Source organism: Albidovulum litorale, from assembly GCF_025751495.1.
GTDB classification, from domain to species: domain Bacteria; phylum Pseudomonadota; class Alphaproteobacteria; order Rhodobacterales; family Rhodobacteraceae; genus Albidovulum; species Albidovulum litorale.
In genome coordinates this window covers 627,881-647,550 of the sequence record NZ_JAOWKZ010000003.1, presented here as the reverse complement: position 1 = coordinate 647,550, position 19,670 = coordinate 627,881, and the positions used below count along the sequence as shown (strand labels likewise).

At 64.2% G+C, this 19,670-nt stretch carries 20 protein-coding genes; 7 read left to right on the top strand and 13 right to left on the bottom strand.

Features of this window, described 5'->3' with window-relative positions; genetic code table 11:
- Nucleotides 1–30: 30 nt before the first annotated feature.
- The 8 genes from OEZ71_RS14065 to OEZ71_RS14030 all read right to left on the bottom strand — a co-directional run bounded on the left by OEZ71_RS14065 (nucleotide 31) and on the right by OEZ71_RS14030 (nucleotide 6,353).
- The gene (locus OEZ71_RS14065) at nucleotides 31–810 is read right to left on the bottom strand and encodes an ABC transporter ATP-binding protein (protein WP_318527844.1); all 780 of its coding nucleotides are present in this window, start codon (nucleotides 808–810) and stop codon (nucleotides 31–33) included.
- Nucleotides 811–903: 93 nt separating this feature from the next.
- Entirely contained in the window at nucleotides 904–1,665 is a 762-nt protein-coding gene (locus tag OEZ71_RS14060) for a phosphate/phosphite/phosphonate ABC transporter substrate-binding protein (protein ID WP_263740621.1), read from the bottom strand.
- A complete protein-coding gene (locus OEZ71_RS14055; protein WP_263740620.1) occupies nucleotides 1,662–2,105 on the bottom strand; it encodes a tellurite resistance TerB family protein in 444 nt (147 codons plus the stop codon). Before OEZ71_RS14055 ends, OEZ71_RS14060 begins: the two co-directional genes overlap by 4 nt.
- A gap of 85 nt (nucleotides 2,106–2,190) precedes the next feature.
- Nucleotides 2,191–2,391 (bottom strand): hypothetical protein, encoded by a 201-nt coding sequence (locus OEZ71_RS14050; RefSeq protein ID WP_263740619.1) that lies wholly within the window; start codon nucleotides 2,389–2,391, stop codon nucleotides 2,191–2,193.
- Nucleotides 2,392–3,073: 682 nt separating this feature from the next.
- Complete coding sequence (locus OEZ71_RS14045; protein WP_263740618.1) at nucleotides 3,074–3,691, bottom strand: hypothetical protein; 618 nt, start codon at nucleotides 3,689–3,691, stop codon at nucleotides 3,074–3,076.
- 32 nt (nucleotides 3,692–3,723) lie between these two features.
- Nucleotides 3,724–5,367 carry a CTP synthase gene (locus OEZ71_RS14040; RefSeq protein ID WP_263740617.1) on the bottom strand — a complete coding sequence of 548 codons (1,644 nt, stop codon included), beginning with the start codon at nucleotides 5,365–5,367 and terminating at the stop codon, nucleotides 3,724–3,726.
- 165 nt (nucleotides 5,368–5,532) lie between these two features.
- Nucleotides 5,533–5,889: a preprotein translocase subunit SecG gene (gene secG, locus OEZ71_RS14035; protein ID WP_263740616.1), complete on the bottom strand. Its 357-nt coding sequence runs from the start codon at nucleotides 5,887–5,889 to the stop codon at nucleotides 5,533–5,535.
- Nucleotides 5,890–5,957: 68 nt separating this feature from the next.
- Nucleotides 5,958–6,353, bottom strand: coding sequence for a DUF6524 family protein (locus tag OEZ71_RS14030; RefSeq protein WP_263740615.1), 396 nt, complete (start codon nucleotides 6,351–6,353; stop codon nucleotides 5,958–5,960).
- A gap of 200 nt (nucleotides 6,354–6,553) precedes the next feature.
- Here OEZ71_RS14030 and OEZ71_RS14025 point away from each other — a divergent pair, with 200 nt between their 5' ends.
- Together OEZ71_RS14025 and OEZ71_RS14020 are read left to right on the top strand one after the other, a co-directional pair.
- Nucleotides 6,554–7,846 carry an adenylosuccinate synthase gene (locus tag OEZ71_RS14025; RefSeq protein ID WP_263740614.1) on the top strand — a complete coding sequence of 431 codons (1,293 nt, stop codon included), beginning with the start codon at nucleotides 6,554–6,556 and terminating at the stop codon, nucleotides 7,844–7,846.
- Nucleotides 7,846–8,091: a DUF2842 domain-containing protein gene (locus OEZ71_RS14020; protein ID WP_318527843.1), complete on the top strand. Its 246-nt coding sequence runs from the start codon at nucleotides 7,846–7,848 to the stop codon at nucleotides 8,089–8,091. Before OEZ71_RS14025 ends, OEZ71_RS14020 begins: the two co-directional genes overlap by 1 nt.
- Nucleotides 8,092–8,128: 37 nt before the next feature.
- Here the strand turns inward: OEZ71_RS14020 and OEZ71_RS14015 are convergent, their stop codons facing one another.
- Nucleotides 8,129–10,291, bottom strand: a complete 2,163-nt coding sequence (locus OEZ71_RS14015) for a hypothetical protein (RefSeq protein WP_263740613.1) — start codon at nucleotides 10,289–10,291, stop codon at nucleotides 8,129–8,131.
- Nucleotides 10,292–10,427: 136 nt separating this feature from the next.
- Here OEZ71_RS14015 and OEZ71_RS14010 point away from each other — a divergent pair, with 136 nt between their 5' ends.
- Nucleotides 10,428–11,099 carry a thiamine diphosphokinase gene (locus OEZ71_RS14010; protein ID WP_263740612.1) on the top strand — a complete coding sequence of 224 codons (672 nt, stop codon included), beginning with the start codon at nucleotides 10,428–10,430 and terminating at the stop codon, nucleotides 11,097–11,099.
- Here the strand turns inward: OEZ71_RS14010 and OEZ71_RS14005 are convergent.
- From OEZ71_RS14005 to OEZ71_RS13990, 4 genes are all read right to left on the bottom strand, one after another.
- On the bottom strand, nucleotides 11,065–12,000 hold the full coding sequence (locus OEZ71_RS14005) for a DMT family transporter (protein ID WP_263740611.1): 936 nt from the start codon (nucleotides 11,998–12,000) through the stop codon (nucleotides 11,065–11,067). The two genes, OEZ71_RS14010 and OEZ71_RS14005, sit on opposite strands and share 35 nt — an antisense overlap.
- Nucleotides 12,001–12,337: 337 nt before the next feature.
- Nucleotides 12,338–13,714 (bottom strand): L-serine ammonia-lyase, encoded by a 1,377-nt coding sequence (locus tag OEZ71_RS14000; protein ID WP_263740610.1) that lies wholly within the window; start codon nucleotides 13,712–13,714, stop codon nucleotides 12,338–12,340.
- 11 nt (nucleotides 13,715–13,725) lie between these two features.
- Nucleotides 13,726–14,430 carry a glutathione S-transferase family protein gene (locus tag OEZ71_RS13995; RefSeq protein WP_263740609.1) on the bottom strand — a complete coding sequence of 235 codons (705 nt, stop codon included), beginning with the start codon at nucleotides 14,428–14,430 and terminating at the stop codon, nucleotides 13,726–13,728.
- Between the two features lie 93 nt (nucleotides 14,431–14,523).
- Complete coding sequence (locus tag OEZ71_RS13990; protein ID WP_263740608.1) at nucleotides 14,524–15,300, bottom strand: methyltransferase domain-containing protein; 777 nt, start codon at nucleotides 15,298–15,300, stop codon at nucleotides 14,524–14,526.
- A 129-nt stretch (nucleotides 15,301–15,429) separates the two neighbouring features.
- Here OEZ71_RS13990 and rpiA point away from each other — a divergent pair, with 129 nt between their 5' ends.
- The 4 genes from rpiA (at nucleotide 15,430) to hflC (ending at nucleotide 19,669) form a co-directional block, all read left to right on the top strand.
- The gene (gene rpiA / locus OEZ71_RS13985; RefSeq protein ID WP_263740607.1) at nucleotides 15,430–16,218 is read left to right on the top strand and encodes a ribose-5-phosphate isomerase RpiA; all 789 of its coding nucleotides are present in this window, start codon (nucleotides 15,430–15,432) and stop codon (nucleotides 16,216–16,218) included.
- An 18-nt stretch (nucleotides 16,219–16,236) separates the two neighbouring features.
- A complete protein-coding gene (gene gorA / locus OEZ71_RS13980) occupies nucleotides 16,237–17,595 on the top strand; it encodes a glutathione-disulfide reductase (RefSeq protein WP_263740606.1) in 1,359 nt (452 codons plus the stop codon).
- A 65-nt stretch (nucleotides 17,596–17,660) separates the two neighbouring features.
- Nucleotides 17,661–18,800, top strand: coding sequence for an FtsH protease activity modulator HflK (gene hflK / locus OEZ71_RS13975; RefSeq protein ID WP_263740605.1), 1,140 nt, complete (start codon nucleotides 17,661–17,663; stop codon nucleotides 18,798–18,800).
- A complete protein-coding gene (gene hflC, locus OEZ71_RS13970; RefSeq protein ID WP_263740604.1) occupies nucleotides 18,800–19,669 on the top strand; it encodes a protease modulator HflC in 870 nt (289 codons plus the stop codon). The genes hflK and hflC overlap by 1 nt, the downstream gene beginning before the upstream one ends.
- The last annotated feature ends 1 nt before the right edge of the window (nucleotide 19,670 follow it).

The window sequence follows — 19,670 nt, the reverse complement described above, 5'->3', positions numbered from 1 at the left end:
TCCCAGTTTCTTTTGAGCTGCTTTGATTGGTCAGGCCGCAACGGTCGCGCTCAGGAACCCTTGCAGGCGTTCGGTTTTGGGGTTGCCGAAAAGCTCGGCAGGGGGGCCTTCTTCCTCGATCCGGCCCTGATGCAGAAAGACGACGTGGTCCGAGACATCGGCCGCAAGCCGCATGTCATGGGTCACGATGATCATGGTGCGGTGTTCCTCGGCCAAGGCCTTGATCACCTTTACCACCTCCTGCTGCAATTCGGGATCGAGCGCCGAGGTCGGCTCATCGAACAGAAGCGCCGTCGGCTCCATGCAAAGCGCCCGGGCAATCGCGGCACGCTGCTGCTGGCCGCCGGAAAGCTGCGCGGGATAGACATCGCATTTGTCACCGATGCCGACCTTGTCGAGATATTTGCGCGCCGCCGCCTCAACCTCTGCCCGATCACGCTTCAGGACGGTCAGAGGCGCTTCCATGACGTTTTGCAGGATCGTCATGTGGGACCAGAGATTGAACTGCTGGAAGACCATCGAAAGGTTCGTGCGGATGCGGATCATCTGGTCGCGGTCGGCGGGATGGCGTCCCAGCCCCTCGCCCTTCCACTTGACCTTCTCCCCCTTGAAGATGACGTCACCCTGCTGGCTGTCCTCCAGAAGATTGCAGCAGCGCAGGATGGTCGATTTGCCGGACCCGGACGAGCCGATGAGCGAGATCACCTTGCCGCGATGTGCGGCGAGCGAGACCCCCTTGATGACCTCAAGATTGCCATAAGCCTTGTGCAGATCCCGGATTTCGATGACCGGTATTTCTTGTTCTGTCACGTTCTGTACTCCCCGGCGGTGAGTAGTGCGGAAATTTTGCCGGTTTACAACGCGCTTTTTGATCGGTCTTGCCAGAAAATACCGGCAATCCGCTCAGTTCAACGGCACATCTTGCGATGGCGGCGGTGGGGTTGGCACGGAAACATAGGCCTTTGCGGCGATCGTGGCGAGGCCGCAAAGGCCAAGCGCGTCGCGATCCGAGGGCGAAAGTGACGTAACGGCATTCGTCACCGCGCGGGCGAGCGGCGCAGGGTCGCGGTGAGCGGCGGTGATCAGCGGAAGGCCCGGCGTGGGGTCGGTGTGGCCAATGATGCGCAGCTTCGCGGCAAGCTCCGGCATATGGGTCACGATCAGGCGCCAGGTCACCGCGTCGATGGCGGCGATGTCGGCACGTCCTGTCGCGACGGCATGGGCGCTGTCGCGGTGGGCGCCGGTGTGGCGGGTGTGTTTGAAGGTCAGGGGGGTCACGTGATTCTGCGGTGCGGCCCAGCCCGACTGGCTGTCCTGACCGTTGAAGGCGAGCGTCCGGTCGATGAAATCCAGAACCTCACCCGGCTCATCGGCGCGGGTGATGAACTGCGAATAGTAGTAACCCGGAGGTGCGTCGGGCAGGGCGTAATCGAGCGTTCCGACCAGCGTCACATTGCCATGCAGCCGGGTGCGGTAGGGCATGCCGCAGGTCTGGCCGAGCAGCAGGTCCGGGCTTTCCCAGATATCCCACAGGCTGCCGTTGCGGGTCAGCGCCTCGGGCGCGTCGATCCCCTCATCGGCGAGGGCATCGCGGATCAGCGACCACAGGCGGTCATGTTCGGCCGCGACCTGCGGCCAGTCATACATCGCGAGGCTGGCGATCATTTCTGTTTTTTCTCAATCGTTTGACGGGCGATGGCGCGGTCCTTGTCGGAGACGCCGAGAAGGTCGGCCGCCTGGCGGATCATCGCATCCTCGCGCGGGTCGCGGTCATTGTCGATCAGCGCCACGGACCACAGGGCCTCCATCAGGCTCATCCGGTCCTCATGCGGCACGGCGTCCTTCAGCGCGCGGGTGAAGCGGACCGTGTCGGGGGCCTCGGCCTCCAGCACCTCGGCCTCGGTGCGGATCTTCGCGGCCTCGAACGGGGAGACCCCGTAGCGGCTGGCCAGCACCCGGTCGATCCGGGCGCGTTCGGGATCGGTGTAGTGCTCGTCAGCGCGGGCGAGGCGGACGAGCAAAGCCGCCAGCGCCAGCCGCGCCTCGGGTGCGGGCAGGGGGGTGGGTTCCGGGGTGAGTAACTGGGTGAGGAGACGTCCGAACATGCCCGCCATATAGGCTGCTTTTCAGAGGTCTGCAAAGCGTATGCGAAATGTCGGCAAAACGTATGGCAAGCGTCGGACCTGCGGGTCAGGCGGTGGCGAGCGCCTCGTCGGGAACGTCGTCCTCGGGCAGAAGCGCGAGCGCGATGAGCGGCAGGAGCGTGACAAGTGATCCGAAGCCGGACCAGATCAGAATTCCCGCCCAGACTGGAAGGCCGAAGCCCATCACGGCGACGATGGCGGCGGCGATGCCGGCGATTGTTCCTGCGATGACGGCCCCGATGACCATGTCGGCCCCTTTCGTCCTATCCCCTGACATGTATTGGGCGCCTGCAATGTGGCGGGATTTGGGAAGAGCCGGGGCGAGGTCGGGAAAATATGTGAATTGCGGATGAACGGCTGCGGGAAGTGCGGGCGGGTCCATGTCGGCCAGACGGACCCGCCCGGGGTCGGGCCTCAGGCCTCTGCTTCCTCTCCGCGACGGAGAAGGAAGAAGAGCGCCAGCCCGATGCCGATGACGGCAAGGCCAGCTGCGGTGGGCATCACGCCGAAACTGTCCGTGGCCGAGCCGACCATGGACTTCAGCGCCCGTGTCTTCGACGACCCGCCATCCCCGCCGGGAAAGGAGCCGGTCGCGACCGATCAGGACAGCCAGCCGAAAAGGCCGAGCGCAATGGGGGCTTGAATATATCTCATGCCGATCTCCTTAGTTTCCGTAAGGGAAACCTATTGTTGAATAGAGGCGGGAATGGGGCCGGGATGGGCCGCCCGGATGACGGCGTGCGGTCTTTGGACGGATTCTGCTGAGCGCGTGGGGGCAATGGCGGTGCGCAATGAATGCGCACCCTACGCGGCGTGACCGGCTTCGCGCCTCCGGGGCCGGATAGGGGGGGTACCCCGCAATAATTGCAGGTCATGACCGCGTTGAGTGGCGCGTCGGGGTGAACCCCGACCTACAGGTTTCTGAGTCGTCAGTAGCCCGTCAAGCAAGCAGCCGAAGGACCTGAAAAGGTCCAGGCATGGACATAGATAGTGTGACCGCGTTCCGGTTCGAGATAATAGCTTATCCGCTTGTCGATTGAGAGGCTCACGATACCGACACTCTTGTCGGAAGTGACGAATGACACGGCACGTCTATAGAGCGCTGATGTGGCGTCATCTGTCGGCTTTTCACCGGCGCAGGGTTGGGCGTCATTCAGGTTGGGATGCTCTGAGATCCAAGATTCAAAACGCTTGATGATGTCGGCGACCTCGCTCTCATCGGTAATCCTCCAACCACCGAACGGCATCTCTTCTTCGGTCCAAACATCGCCATCTTCTATCGTGTAACTGCCGAACGCGGAGGCGGCGAAAGCGTCCTCAGATGGTTCAAAGTACGACAATGCAAATGAACTATCAGGCAGGTCGTAGTCATCGCGACCCGTACGGACAAAACCGCGAAGATCCGGTTTCTTTCCGGTGACGGCCGGTTCGGCGACAATCTTAAGGTAGTATTCGTCGAACAGTGTTGCCGCATCCTGAGCGGCGGCCCCATCTGATGTGATACAGAGCCACGATACAGCAAAGCTCGCGCCGAGCGTCAGCCACAACCGCGCTCGCTTTAGACATTGCCGCCGTAGGCTCACACCAACCGCTCCACCTCCTTCGCCGCCCGGACGAAATCTGCAAAGAGCGGATGCGGCGCGAAGGGTTTGGACTTTAGCTCGGGGTGGAACTGGACGCCGATGAACCACGGGTGGTCCTTCCATTCGACGATCTCGGGCAGCCGTCCGTCGGGGCTCATCCCCGAAAAGATCAGTCCGCATTTTTCCAGCTTTTCCCGGTACTTGATATCCACCTCATAACGGTGGCGGTGGCGTTCCTCGATCACCGTGTCGCCATAGACATGGGCGACCTTGGAGCCCTCTTTCAGATGCGCGGTATAGGCGCCGAGCCGCATCGTCCCACCCTTGTCGTCATCGGCCTTGCGTTGGACCATCTGGTTGCCCTGCACCCATTCCTTCAGGTGATAGACGACCGGCTCGAACCGTTTCGCGCCCTTTTCGTGGTCGAACTCCTCTGACCCCGCCTTGGTGACACCGGCCTTGTTGCGCGCGGCCTCGATTACCGCCATTTGCATGCCGAGGCAGATGCCGAGATAGGGGATGTTCTTTTCCCGCGCGAACTGGGCGGCCTTGATCTTGCCTTCGGTGCCGCGTTCACCGAAGCCGCCGGGGACGAGGATCGCGTGGAAGCGTTCGAGATAGGGGGCGGGGTCTTCGCGTTCGAAGATTTCGGCGTCGATCCACTCGGATTTGACGCGCACGCGGTTGGCCATGCCGCCATGGGTCAGCGCCTCGGCGATCGACTTGTAGGCGTCCTCAAGCTGGGTGTACTTGCCGACGATGGCGACGCGGACCTCGCCCTCGGCATTGGTCAGCCGGTCCATCACGTCTTCCCAGCGGTCCATGTTGGGCTTGGGCGCGGGGGCGATGCCGAAGGCGTCAAGGACCGCCTGATCCAGCCCTTCTTTGTGATAGGCGAGGGGCGCCTCATAGATCGTCTTCAGGTCATAGGCGGGGATGACCGCCTCTTCCCGGACATTGCAGAAAAGCGCGATCTTGGCGCGTTCCTTTTCCGGGATCGGATGTTCAGACCGGCAGACGAGCACGTCGGGGGCGAGACCGATCGACTGAAGCTCCTTGACGCTGTGCTGGGTGGGCTTGGTTTTCAGTTCGCCCGACGCTGCGAGGTAGGGGAGCAGCGTGAGGTGCATCAGGATCGACTGGCCGCGCGGGCGTTCGTGGATGAACTGGCGGATGGCTTCGAAGAACGGGAGCCCCTCGATATCGCCGACCGTGCCGCCGATCTCACAGAGCATGAAATCGACCTCGTTGTCGCCGATCCTGAGGAATTCCTTGATTTCGTTGGTGACGTGCGGAATGACCTGGATGGTCTTGCCGAGGTAGTCGCCGCGGCGTTCCTTCTCCAGCACGTTGGAATAGATGCGGCCTGAGGAGATGGAATCGGTCTTGCGGGCATGGACGCCGGTGAAGCGTTCGTAATGGCCGAGGTCGAGGTCGGTTTCGGCCCCGTCATCGGTGACGAAGACCTCGCCATGTTCGAAGGGCGACATCGTGCCGGGATCGACGTTCAGATAGGGGTCGAGCTTGCGCAGCCGCACCGAATAGCCGCGTGCCTGCAGGAGCGCCCCGAGGGCCGCCGAGGCGAGGCCCTTGCCAAGCGAGGAGACCACACCGCCGGTGATGAATACGTAACGCGCCATTGGTGAAAGCTCCCCGTGATTGCCTCAAGTTTCTTGGGTTTGCGGCGTCTTTTCGCGACGCTGCATCACGGGATTTAAGCAGTAACAGATTCGCGAGCTGCCCGCAACCAGACCGCAAGGTGTTGTGGTGGTCTTTGACCGTAGGGTCAAATCGTGGTGGTCGGACTATTCAGCCGGGGGCGGAGAGGCCGGGGCGTCACCGGTGGTGGGCGGCAGAAGATCGCCCTCGGGCAGGGCCGGGAGCGCAGGCGCGTCGCTGCTTTCGGCCGGGGCGTCGCCGACGGTGTCGAGGATCGACCCGCTTCCGCTGTTCTGCGACGCGATGATCGTCAGGGCGAGCGAGGTCGCCATGAAGCCAACACCGAAGAGCCAGGTCAGCTTGGTCAGCGCATTGGCAGCGCCACGCGCCGACATTGAGCCGCCGCCCGAGAGAAGACCGCCGCCTTCTGACCGCTGCAGGAGCACGACCCCGATCAGGAGCAGCGCGAGGATCAGCAGAACGGTGAGGAGAACGTTTTCCATCTGGGCCCGGTATCAAAGTATCGTCGTGACGCGCCTATCTAGGCGCAACCTGCCGGCACCGCAACCCCTCAGTCGCCGAGATCGTCCATGTCGGCCTGGCCCGCGAGGCGGCGGCGCACATGGCTCCAGCTCAGGCCGGTGCCGAGAACGACCGACAGCGCGAGAATGCCAAGCCAGGCGTTGAGCGAGGGATTGTCGAGGCTGAGGAGGCCACGGTCGATTAGCACCCAGGCAAGGGCCGCCACAAGGGCCGCGACCAGAAGCATGCCGAACGCGCCGATGGAGCGGATCGTGGCCCGCAGATAGATGACGTAGCCTACGACGAGCAGAAGCCCCGCAAGCACGATCATCGGCATCTGGCTGGAAAAGGACTCTGTCGCCCAGTGGCTGAAGCTCCAGCCCGTTGGGTTATAGGTGGCCGACAGAAGCCCGAATGCGGCGAGCCAGCGCAACAGAAATCCCATGATCGGCCTCCCTTTTCCCTTGGGCTATCGCCTTGCATCCGGCCTGTCCAGCGGGCCGACGGAAAATGATTTTCCGTCGGAAGACTTTTTGAAAAGTCTTTCTTTGCCCGGCCGTTCCGCGCGCTGGGCAAGAATCCGGTTTCGTCCGGCCGCGCGGCCCGCTATACGGTGCCGGGTTTGCCTTTGAGGGAGCGTGACGGATGGCCAATGTCGTGGTGGTTGGAGCCCAGTGGGGCGACGAGGGCAAGGGCAAGATCGTCGACTGGCTTTCCGAACGCGCCGATGTCATCGCGCGCTTTCAGGGCGGGCACAATGCGGGCCATACGCTGGTCATCGACGGCAAGGTCTACAAGCTGAACGCGCTGCCCTCGGGTGTGGTACGCGGCGGCAAGCTCAGCGTCATCGGCAACGGTGTCGTGCTCGACCCTTGGCATCTGGTGAAAGAGATCGCCTCGATCCGCGAACAGGGGGTCGAGATCAGCCCCGACGTGCTGATGATCGCCGAGAACACGCCCCTTATCCTGCCGTTCCACGGCGAGCTGGACCGAGCGCGCGAAGGCCAGAACTCGGTCGCGAAGATCGGCACCACGGGGCGCGGCATTGGCCCGGCCTATGAAGACAAGGTTGGCCGCCGGGTGATCCGGGTTGCCGATCTGGCCGACGAAGCGACGCTGGAACTGCGCGTCGACCGGGCGCTGGTGCATCACAATGCGCTGCGCAACGGTCTCGGGCTCGGTCCGATCGACCGCGACGCGCTGCTGGCCGATCTGCGCGCGATTGCGCCCCAGATCCTGCCCTATGCGGCGCCGGTCTGGAAGGTGATGAACGAGGCGCGGAAGTCCGGCAAGCGTATCCTCTTTGAAGGGGCGCAGGGCTCGCTTCTGGATATCGACTTCGGCACCTATCCCTTCGTTACCTCGTCGAATGTCATCGCCGGTCAGGCGGCGACGGGCGTGGGCCTCGGTCCGAATGCGATCGACTTCGTCCTTGGCATCGTCAAGGCCTATACGACCCGGGTGGGAGAGGGGCCGTTCCCCACGGAACTTTTTGATGGTGACGGACAGCGTCTGGGCGAGCGGGGTCGCGAGTTCGGCACCGTGACGGGGCGCAAGCGTCGCTGTGGCTGGTTCGATGCGGTGCTGGTGCGCCAGACCTGCGCGATTTCCGGTATCAACGGCATTGCGCTGACGAAGCTCGACGTGCTCGATGGCTTCGACACGATCCGCATCTGCACGGGCTACGATCTGGATGGCACGATTTTGGATTACCTGCCCACCGCAGCCGACCAGCAGGCCCGCTGCAAACCGGTCTATGAGGAAATCGAGGGCTGGCAGGAATCGACCGAAGGTGCCCGCAGCTGGGCCGACCTGCCGGGCGCGGCGATCAAATATGTCCGCCGGGTCGAGGAACTGATCGGCTGCCCGGTGGCGATGCTGTCGACGAGCCCCGAGCGCGACGACACGATCCTCGTCACCGACCCGTTCGCCGACTGATGCTGAGCTACCGCGCCCGCCGCCGCCTCGCGCTGCTGATCCTGCTGGTCGGGCTGCCCGCCTATCTGGTCGTCGCGATCACGGCGGTGAACTGGATGGATGCGACCTGGGGGCGGCAGCCGATCTGGGCCGAGGTGCTGATCTACCTCGTTCTCGGTTTTCTCTGGATTCTGCCTTTCCGGGCGGTGTTCCGCGGCATCGGCAAGCCCGATCCGGATTCCGAAAAGAAAACGGAGCGGTCCTAGGGCCGCTCCGCTGTCACTTCTCAATTAGCGGGCGATGCTAACGGGAAGCTGTCCGGTCTTCCGACAGGAATTTCGAGCCTTCCGTGATCATGAACTGACCACGGCTGATCTTCTGGATCTTGCCTTCCCTGAGGAGCATCCCGAAAGAGCGCAGCCCGTCTTCGCGGCTGTAATCGGCATCTTCCGAGACATGCGCCACCTTGCGCAGGATCTGCGGGCGCGAGAAATGCGGCTGGCCTTCGACCGTCGCAGTATAGGCGGCGGCGGCTTCAAGCAGTTCGGGCAGGCTTGTCGCGCCCAGTCGTTCGGCGAATTCCGCGAAATTCTTGGCGTCGCCCGGCGAGATGGCGCTTTCGGCGCGCGCCATCGCGATGTCGTCGAGATCGGCTTCATCGTCGCGCATGAATTTGGCTGTCTCGACGCGGCTCGGGCGCACGGCACCGCTCGTATTGTCGCCTTGCGGTGTATCGATGCGCTGTTCCGAGACCAGAACCAGAGGCGCCGGACGGGCTTCCGGTGCGGCCTGTTCCGCTACTGGAGCCTGCTCGGCGGCCGGGGCCTGCTCTGTCTCGGGCCGACGCGGACGGACGGCCTTCGACAGGTCGTCGCGGTAGCGGTCGAGGTCGGTCCGGTCGTCGCGCGGCATGTCGTCCTGCGACTTCATCTGCCTGTCGGCGACGGTTGCGGCCACGGCGGCCTTTAGATGCGAGATGGCCGTGAAGCGGCGGCGGTTTTCGTCGCCTTCAAGCTTGGACTTCGCCTCTTCCATGAGCCGTTCAACGGACGCGCCGTCATCGCGGGATGTGCTTTCGAGAATGGCGCGGCCCTCATGGGCGTCGCGGCGGGCCTCGCGCGCAACCGCGGCCAGTTCGCGCAGCAATTCATCCTCGGCATCAGGCTCCAGCCCGCTGTCGCCGATCGCCGCGCCGATACCGGCCAGCAACGCGTCGTCATTGTCTTCAGCCGTCTCCAGCTCTTCGTTCTGCGGTTCGTCCGTCTGTTCTTCCTCGCCGTCGATATCGTCGGCGAGGGCGGCGAAGATAGCCGTGCGGCTTTCCGGTTCGGCGCTGGCGGCTTCGACGGCGGGAGACGTGTCTTCCGCGGCTTCGGCAGCCGGTGCCGTATCGGCGCGCTCGATCTTGTAGACGCGGCCCTGCGGGGCGGGCGTTTCATCGACGGCGGGCGCTTCCGGGGCTGCGCCGCTCATGTCGGGCGCGTCGTCATCCGTCCGCCATGCGCTGAGGTCGAGAACGCCTTCGGTGCTTGCCGTTTCGTCCACGGCACCAACTTCCGCGACGAATTCTTCCTCGACAGCCTCGTCCTCGGCGAAGATGTCCTCCGCCTGGACTGGTTCGGCACTTTCAGCAACAGGCGCGACTTCGACCGCGGCGGCAGCTTCGGCTTCGGCGATTTCCTCGACGGCTTCGGCACCATCCGCCATGTCGTCGAATTCCGAGACGATGCCATCGTCTTCAGCTTGCATTACTTCGCCTTCAGCGAGGAGGGCGGCTGCTTCGGGCGCGTCGAGCTCCGCCAGGTCAGCAGGTTCCTCGACCGCGAAATGCTGTTCCTCGGCCTCGACAGCCGGGGCATCGTCCGCCGCCACCGGTTCATCCACAGCCGGAGCCGCATCGAGCGCGACGGTATCACCGAGATCGATCTCGAAATCGAAGTCGCCGACCGGTTCCGGCTCGGCCACGGCAAGATCGCCGGTCTGGTCGTCATCCTCGAACGCGCTGTCGGTGGAGTCCTGCGCGGTATTCACCACCGCGCGGATGCGGTTGAGCTTGGCGGCAATGCTGTCGGCATCGGCATCCGCTGCGGATGCGCGCGCGGCTGACGGAGCGACAGACCGGGCGCGGGCGGCAAGGGCCGCGGCGAGGTCCATGGCGGGACGCGGCGCGGCGGCGGCCGGTTCGGCCTGAGCGGCAGTCACATCCGGCGCACGTTCGGCACGCAGGACGACGCCCTTGTCGCTGACCTTTGCCTCCACCCGGCGCTGAATCTCGCGCTCGGCAATGCGGTGCAGCATGTTGGCATCCGGAGTCGGCGGTTCGGCGCCGAAGAACCGGTCATCGGCGGCCAGTTCGCGGAAATACTCCGCAATCGCCTTCATCGTGGTGAAAGGATCGTCAAACCCTTCCAGCGTACAGGAAAACGTGCCGTACGAGACCGTGAGGATCTTGCTTGCACCGACCATGGATTACCCGCCTTCTGCCTTGCCTGCCAATGTGATCAGTCCGACCATGCTGCAATACGTGGATAAAAAGAGGTTAATTGAAGGATAATTTTCGGCCCATATTGTGTCATTTCTTCAAAATCGTCATCAATGCGCCATGTCTGATCAAGTCTTCCGGGCCACATCACCTGTTACGCTTCTCGGTGCCGGCGACTCAACGGGTGGCTGTCTCGCCGAAGCCCTTGCTTACGCACCATTTCTTGTAGCCGCCGATGGTGGCGCGAATGTGGCGGTTACGGCGGGCCATGTTCCCGAGATCGTGATCGGCGATTTGGATTCGATCAGCGCGGACACCCGTTCGGCCATCCCCGGCGACCGCCTGTGGCACATTGCCGAGCAGGATAGCACGGATTTCGAGAAATGCCTCGCGCGGATCGCGGCGCCGCTGATCCTTGGCGTCGGATTCGCGGGTGGGCGGCTCGATCACGTCGCCGCGGTCTGGACGGCTCTGGCACGCTATCCGGATCGGCGCTGCCTGATCCTGGGGCAGGAGGATGTGGTGTTCCTGTCGCCGCGGCGGCTTCACCTCGACCTGTCGGAGGGCGCGCGGGTGTCGCTCTTTCCGATGGGTGCGGTCAGCGGGCGGTCGGAGGGGTTGTTCTGGCCGATTGACGGTATCGGCTTTGCCCCGGATGGCCGCATCGGCACGTCGAACCGGGCGACGGGGCCGGTGGTGCTTGAGTTCGACGCGGCGAGGATGCTGGTGATGTTGCCGCGTGATTGCCTTGGTGCGGCTATCGCAGCTCTGGCGCCGGGGGATCGAGCGTAAGGCGCGCGGCGCGGGCCACCTGACGCTCGCGGTGGATGACATAGAGGCCGGAGCCGACGATCACACTGACGCCGACCCAGGTGAGCAAGTCTGGGAAGTCGCTGAAGAAGAGATAGCCAAAGAGCGTGGCTGTCACGATCTCAAGGTAGTGAAGCGGCGCAAGCGTGGCGGAAGGCGCGAATTTCAGCGCATAAGTCATGGCCATGTGGCTGACCGTAGCGGCGAGGCCCACGCAGAAACACCAGAGCCAGAAGATACCCTCGGGCGCCACGAAGTTGAGCGAGGGTTCGCCAACGCTGTGACCGAGGGTCAGGATCGGCAGGCAGAGGAGACCGGCGACAATCGCGGTATGAAACTGCATCGGCACGGGATGCATCTCGCGGCTGAGATGGCGGGTGATCAGCATGTAAACGGCGAAGCTGACCGCCGTTCCGAGCGGGAAGAGCGCGATCGCGCCGAAGGCGGCGAAGGACGGCTGGATGACGAGGAGCGACCCGCCGAAACCAACGACTGAGGCGGCGAGACGGCGCGGACCGACCTGTTCGGACAATACGAGCTTGCCGATCAGGAGGATGATGAAGGGTTCGACGAAGACGATGGCGAGCGCGTCGGCGATGGGCATGACCTTGACGGCGGCGACGAAGCAATAGGTCGATACGATCGCCATGACCGCGCGCAGCGTCGTCAGTCCAAGGGTACGCGGCGTCAGCCGGAACGACAGTCCCATCAGCGCCACCACGGGCGCCATCAGCGCGCCCTGCACGACGAAGCGGCCTAGCGTGACGACCCCCACCGGCACCTCTTGCGCGGCGAGTTTCGAGGCTACGTCGATGAGCGGCGCGAAGATGCAAAAGCCGATCATCAGCGCGACGCCGGTCAGGATGCGGTCGGTCGGGTTCATGGCCTTCCGCTATCCCGGCCGCGCCGCCGCGTCCAGCCGGAAAGCGACATCTCCCGGTCCGGGCGACTTCGACGTGGAGGCCCGTTCCGGGCCATGACAGGTCGCGTCGCCCCGAACGCGGCCGGGTCGATTCGGATCGCCTCCGGTGGGACTATCTGCCGGACAGAAAGTGGCAATGCGGGTCGCCGCCTTCACTTTCTGTCAGAAAATACTCCGGAGGGGTCCGGGGAGGCCGCGCCTCCCCGGCGGATCGGCCGGGGGGGAGCCGCGGGCCCAACCCACTGCCCCCCCGGATCGGCCGAGGCGAAGCCGCGGCCGAAACCAACTGCCCCGCGCCTTAGCAGTTCGGCACGTTGACAGCGAGCCCGCCGAGCGAGGTTTCCTTGTATTTCTCGTGCATGTCATGCCCGGTCTGGCGCATGGTCTCGATGGCGGAATCGAGGGGGACGAAATGTTTGCCGTCACCCCTGAGCGCCAGCGAGGCGGCCGAAACCGCCTTGATCGCGCCGAGGCCATTCCGTTCGATACAGGGCACCTGCACCAGACCTTTGACCGGGTCGCAGGTCATGCCAAGGTGATGCTCCAGCGCGATTTCAGCCGCGTTTTCAACCTGTTCCGGTGTGCCACCCATCACCGCGCAAAGCCCGGCGGCGGACATTGCGGCGGCCGAGCCGACCTCGGCCTGGCAGCCGCATTCCGCGCCCGAGATCGAGGCATTGTGCTTGCACAGCCCCCCAATCGCAGCAGCCGTCAGAAGGAAGTCGCCGATCTTTGATTGGGTCGCGCCCGGGACGTGGTCCAGCCAGTAGCGGATCACCGCGGGCAGCACCCCCGCCGCGCCATTGGTGGGCGCGGTCACGACCTGACCGCCCGCCGCGTTCTCCTCGTTCACCGCCATCGCATAGACGCTCATCCAGTCGTTGATGACATGGGGGGCGGTGATGTTCATACCGTATTCGGCCTTCAGCGCCTCATGGATGCCTTTCGCGCGGCGGCGCACCTTCAGGCCCCCCGGCAGGATACCGTCGGTGGCCAACCCGCGTTCGATGCAATCGTTCATCACCTGCCAGAGCCGGGCCATGCCGTCCTCCAGCTCGCGTGCGGAGCGGAAATGCAGCTCATTGGCACGCTTCATCTCGGCGATGGACTTGCCCGAGGCGGCGGCCATTTCCAGCATCTCGGCAGCCGACTGGAACGGGTAGGGGCAGCCCGACGGTGCGGCCGCCTTCTTGCCGGCATTGGCCTGTTCGGCCTCGGTCAACACGAAACCGCCGCCGATGGAATAGTAGGTCTCCTGCATGATCACGTCGCCCTGCGCGTCGGTCGCCATCAGGATCATGCCGTTGGCATGGCCGGGCAGCGAGGGGCCGTAATCGAAGGTCAGGTCGGTTTCGGGCTGGAAGGCCAGCGTGGGCAGGTCGGGTGGCGTGACGGTGCCGGTCTCGGCGATGGCCTTGAGCGTGGCTTCGGCCTTCTCATGATCATAGCTGTCGGGCAGGAAGCCGGCGAGGCCGAGGATCGTCGCCCGGTCCGTCGCATGGCCCTTGCCGGTGAAGGCCAAGGAGCCGTGCAGCGAGGCCTTCAGCCCGTGGGCATGGAAGGGCGAGGCGCGCAAGGCCGCGAGGAAACGGGCCCCGGCCACCATCGGTCCCATCGTGTGGGACGAGGACGGGCCGACGCCCACCTTGAACATGTCGAAGACGGAAAGAAACATGCGGCAGCCTTTCAGGTGGCGCTGCCCTCGGGCGGGCAGGCATAGGAGGGTTTGGTAAATATCGTCTGGCCCAGCCCTTCCGCAAGGGCGGCCTTTGTGGCGGCGGGGCGGAGTTCCATTGCCGCCGCTATGGCGTTGAGCGACGGCCAGCTGGCAGGGTCGAACCAGCCGGTGCCGCCCTCGGGGTAAAGCGCGAGCCAGCGCAGGAGGCAGGACACATAATAGGTCAGGATTGAGGGCGTCTCGGGCCGGAACCAGAGGGGCCGTTCCGTCGCCATAACCTCCATCAGTCCCAGATGCCGGATGATGCGGTCGCGGGTCGCGGCGGAGAAGGCGGGCACGCAGTCGGGTGCGCCGGCATGGCGGTCCGGGTAGAAGTGCAGACGTATGTCGGCGTGGAGCGTGTTCGAGGTGAAAAAGAGCCATTTCAGAAACGCCGCCCGCTCGGGCGCGCCCGGCAGCGGCGCAAGCGCGCCGTGGCGTTCGGAAAGCCAGAGCAGGATCGCGCCGGTCTCGAAAATCGGGCCGTCGGGGGTTTCGAGGGCCGGGATGAGGCCGTTGGGGTGGATGCGGCGGTATTCGCCGCTGTCCTGCACCCGCAGTTTGCGATCGACGAGTTCGGTGCGGAAGGGCTGGCCCAATTCTTCCAGCACCAGCCGCACGATCAGCGAGGCATTGTCCGGGGCGTAGTGCAGGATGTAGGGCGCGGTTTCCATAGCCGCCTTATGCGCCTGTGCGGTCCCAAACGAGCGGTGGAAAGCGACGTTTCGGGGCAAAAACCGCGTGTAGTGAATGTCGTCGCGGGCGGGTCAGACGCGGTCGGCCACGGTGACGTATTGCGTCAGCGACATGAAGAACCGCCCCTCGGCCGCGCGGGCGAGTTGTTCGGACTGCCACGCCATCACCTCGGCTTCAGGCAGCAGGTTGTTCTGTTGTACGTAGCCGACCATCAGGATCAGCATCATCCGCGCAAGACCGTCCGGTTTCATCACCGTGTCGCAGAAGGTGACCGGAATGGTCCGGATGTGTCCGAAACCGGCCGCCGCAAGCTCTTCCGGCAGTTTTTCGGGCACAAGCCGGTCGGCAAGGTGGCTGTCCCATGCCGTCATCATCCGCTGCATGCGGTCGCGGTCGTCGCTGCTCCAGACCCAGCTGTCCCAATGCATGTCGGAGATCACCACGCGCCCACCCGGGCGCAGAACGCGGTGGATTTCGACGATCGGGCCCGAAAGGTCGTCGAGATATTCGAAAACCTGGAGCGAGACCGCCTTGTCGACGCTTCCGTCGCCAAGCGGAAGCGACTGCGCGGTGCCGTCGAGAATCTGGACGGCGGGCTCATTGGCGCAGCGCTCCATCGCGGTGTCCCGCATGACGGGGCTTGGGTCAATGCCGGTGACCTTGCCCTCCGGACCGACCGCCCGCGCAAGCTCCTGGGTCATCAATCCGGGCCCGCAGCCGAGGTCCAGAACGTGCTCGCCCGGCCGTATGTCGAGCGCATCAAAACTCATGCGGCGGCGCAGGGTGATATCGGCGCCCTGATAGGCCGTATCGAGAATGCGGGTGGTTTCAGCGTCAAATTCAAGCATCGCGGCTCCTTCCCCTGCCGGCAAGCCTAGCAAATTCGGGGCTTCAACGCATCCGCAGGGGCGATTTGCCCCTCGAACCTAGCTGGCATCTTCCCTATAACCATGGCGCTTGCCCTGACGGAGGATCCCATGGCCACTGAACTCTCACCCATCGACAGGGCGAAATACGCCGCATCCAAACGCGCCGTCGACCTTGTCGAAAATGGCATGCGGGTGGGGCTCGGCACCGGATCGACTGCTGCCTGGATGGTGCGGTGCCTTGCCGAGAGGGTCAAAAAAGAGGGGTTGTCCATCACCTGCGTGCCGACCTCGGAGCGGACGGGGGAACTTGCGCGCGAACTGGGGTTGGAAGTTGTCACGCTGGAAGAGGCAAAGTGGCTCGACCTGACCATTGACGGCACCGATGAGTTCGATCCCGAACTGAACCTGATCAAGGGTGGCGGCGGGGCGCATCTGCGCGAGAAGGTCGTGGCCACGGCCTCCGACCGGATGGTGGTGATCGCCGATCCCGGCAAGGAGGTCGCGCAGCTTGGCGCCTTCCCGCTGCCGGTCGAGGTTCTGGCCTTCGGTCTCGCGGCAACGCGCGCGCTGATCGAGGAGATGCTGGTGTCGCTCGACGTGCTCGGCCGCGAGGTGACGCTGCGGATGAACGGCGACAAACCCTTTGTCACGGATGAGGGTAACTATGTCCTTGACCTGCATCTTGGCCGCATCGGCAATGCACGGCAGATGGCGCTTGTGCTCAATCAGGTGCCGGGCGTGGTTGAAAATGGCCTCTTCGTGGATATCTGTGACCAGGTGATCGTCGGCCATCCCGACGGGCGGGTCGATATCCACGGCCTGTCCGGCGGGGCGCAGGAGGGCGATCCCGTCGAATTTGGGGAACCCGAAAACATCTTCGCCGATCTCGGCGATTAACGGCCGGGAAGGGCAGGCATGGCGTTCGACTACGATCTTTTCGTCATTGGTGGCGGGTCTGGCGGCGTGCGTGCGGCGCGGATTGCGTCCGGCGAATACGGGGCGAAGGTCGGCATCGCCGAGGAATACCGGATGGGCGGGACCTGCGTCATCCGGGGTTGCGTGCCGAAGAAACTGATGGTCTTTGCCTCGTCCTACGCACCCGCTTTCGAGGATGCCCGGGCCTATGGCTGGGATGTGACCGTGGGTGGCTTCGACTGGACGGCGTTCCGGGCGAAGCTGGACGCCGAGCTTGACCGGCTGGAAGGCGTCTATCGCGCCGGGCTGACGGGTGCGAAGGTGACCATCCACGATTGCCGCGCGACTGTCGAGGATGCGCATACGGTGCGGCTTGCGACCGGTGAAACCTTCACCGCGAAACACATCCTGATCGCCACGGGCGGCCGGCCCTTCGTGCCGGACATGGCGGCAGAGGCGGGGGCGATGACGTCGAATGACATCTTCAAGCTCGATGCCCTGCCGAAGTCGATCCTGATCGTCGGCGGCGGTTTCATTGCCTGCGAGTTTGCCTGCATCCTCAATGGGATGGGCGTCGACGTTACACAATTCTACCGGGGCGAACAGATCCTGCGCGGCTTCGATGGCGAGGCGCGCGGCCATATCGCCGAACACATGCGGGATGCGGGTATCAACCTGCATGTCGGCACCGATGTAATTGAAATGAAACCGGTGGACGGCGGGACCTGGGTCAAGTCCACGGACGGGCGCGAGGCGGTCTATGAGAAGGTCGTCTATGCGACCGGCCGGGTGCCGAATACCGACGGGCTTGGCCTCGACACGCTCGGCGTGAAGTTAGGTCGCAAGGGTGAGGTTGTGGTGGACGAATGGTCGCAGAGCGCCGTGCCGTCGATCTTTGCCGTGGGCGATGTGACCGACCGGATCAACCTGACGCCGGTCGCGATCCGCGAGGGCCATGCCTTCGCCGATACGATCTTCGGCGCGAAGCCCACGAAGCCCGACCATGAGCTTGTGGCCAGCGCGGTCTTTACCCAGCCGGAATTCGGCACGGTCGGCATGACCGAGGAAGCCGCGCGGGACGAACGGCCGATCGAGGTCTATGCGACCTCGTTCCGGCCCATGCAGTCGGCTTTTGCCGGGCGGCCGGACCGGGTGATGATGAAGCTCATCGTCTGCGCCGAGACGCGCAAGGTGCTCGGCTGCCATATCGTCGCGCCGGGTGCGGGCGAGATGATCCAGCTGGCCGCCATCGCGATCAAGATGGGCGCGACCAAGGAAGATTTCGACAGAACGGTTGCGGTTCACCCCGTAATGGCCGAAGAACTGGTGACATTGCGCAAACCGGTGCGGACAGCTTGACTTTCCGCCCCGGATGCCCAGTTCGGATGTGAATTTGTGAAGAACAACAAGAGGGAAATGACCTGATGGCTGGAAGCGGAGGCCCCTGGGGCGGCGGCGGGTCTGGCGGCGACGATGACGACCGCAAGGGCGGTCGTGGCGGACGTCGGCCGGGCGAGGGCGGACAGATCCCCGAGATCGACGAGATCATGAAGAAGGGCGCCGAACAGCTCAAAGTGCTGATGGGCGGACGTGGCGGCGGGCCGCGCGGGCCGGTCAATGGTGGCGGACGTCCACAGGGACCGAAGCTGACCGGCGGCACGCTGGGGCTGGCCGCGCTTGCAGCCGCCGGCCTTTGGGCGTTTGCCAGCTTCTACACGGTAAAGCCGGAAGAACAGTCGGTGGAGCTTTTCCTCGGCAAGTTCTCCTCCATCGGCCAGCCGGGCCTGAACTTCGCGCCCTGGCCCTTTGTCACCGCGAATGTGGTGCCGGTCACGCCGGAACGGACCGAGGATATCGGCGTCGGCCGTGGCGGATCGGATAGCGGGCTGATGCTGACCGGCGACGAGAACATCGTCGATATCGATTTCCAGGTCGTTTGGAACATCAACGACCCGACTGAATACCTCTTCAACCTGCGCGACCCGGAACTGACGATCAACGCGGTGGCCGAGGCCTCGATGCGTGAGATCATCGCCCAGTCGCAGCTTGCGCCGATCCTGAACCGCGATCGCGGCATCATTGCCGAGCGGCTGAAGGACCTGATCCAGACCACGCTCGACAGCTATGATTCCGGTCTGAACATCGTGCGGGTGAACTTCGACCGCGCCGACCCGCCGCGTGAGGTCATTGACGCGTTCAAGAACGTGCAGTCGGCCGAACAGCAGCGCGACCGGTTGCAGAAAGAGGCCGACGCCTATGCCAACACGGTTCTGGCCGGTGCGCGCGGTCAGGCCGCCCAGCTTCTGGAAGAGGCCGAGGGCTACCGCGCCCAGGTCGTGAACCAGGCCGAAGGTGAGGCGAGCCGTTTCACGGCGGTTCTGGCCGAGTATGCCAAGGCGCCGGAAGTGACCCGCAAGCGTCTATACCTTGAGACGATGGAAGAGGTCATGGGTCGCGTAGACAAGGTGATCATCGACGAAAATCAGGGCGGGCAGGGGGTCGTTCCCTATCTGCCGCTGAACGAACTGGGCAAGAAACCCGCATCGACCGGGGGGACCAACTGATGAACCGCGCAACGCTACTTCTTCCCGTCGTCGTTCTCGCCCTTGCAGCGGCTCTTTCGGCGATCTTCATCGTCGATGAGCGCGAAAAGGCGCTGGTCCTGCAATTTGGTCAGATCAAGGCCATTCGCGAGGAGCCGGGGCTGTATTTCAAGCTCCCGCTCATTCAGGAGGTTGTGCGCTATGACGACCGCATCCTGGGGCTGGACGTCGAACCTCTGGAAGTCACCCCGCTCGATGACCGCCGTCTGGTGGTGGACGCCTTCGCCCGTTACCGGATTGCCGACCTGCAACGGTTCCGGCAGGCCGTCGGCGCCTCGGGCGTGGCGCTTGCCGAAAACCGCATCGACACGATCCTGCGCGCCCAGACACGCGAGGTTCTGGGTTCGGTCACGTCGTCCGAGATCCTCTCAGAGGACCGCGCGGCACTTGCCACTCAGATCCGCGATGCGTCACGGAACGAGGCCAATTCACTCGGGGTCGAGATCATCGACGTGCGGCTGAAGCGCACCGATCTGCCGGAACAGAACCTTGACGCGACCTTCGCCCGGATGCGGGCGGAACGCGAACGCGAGGCGGCCGACGAGGTTGCACGCGGTAACGAAGCGGCACAGCGCGTTCGCGCGCAGGCCGACCGGACAAAGGTCGAACTGGTGTCGGATGCCCAGCGTCAGGCCGAGATCATCCGCGGTGAGGCCGATGCCCGCCGCAACGCGGTCTTTGCCGAAGCCTACGGCGCCGATCCGGAGTTCTTCGACTTCTACCGCTCGCTCGCGGCTTACCGCGCGGGTATTCTGGGAGGCAACTCGACGATGGTCATGGCGCCGAACAGCGAATTCTTCGATTATCTGAAATCGCCTGAAAAGCGGTAGC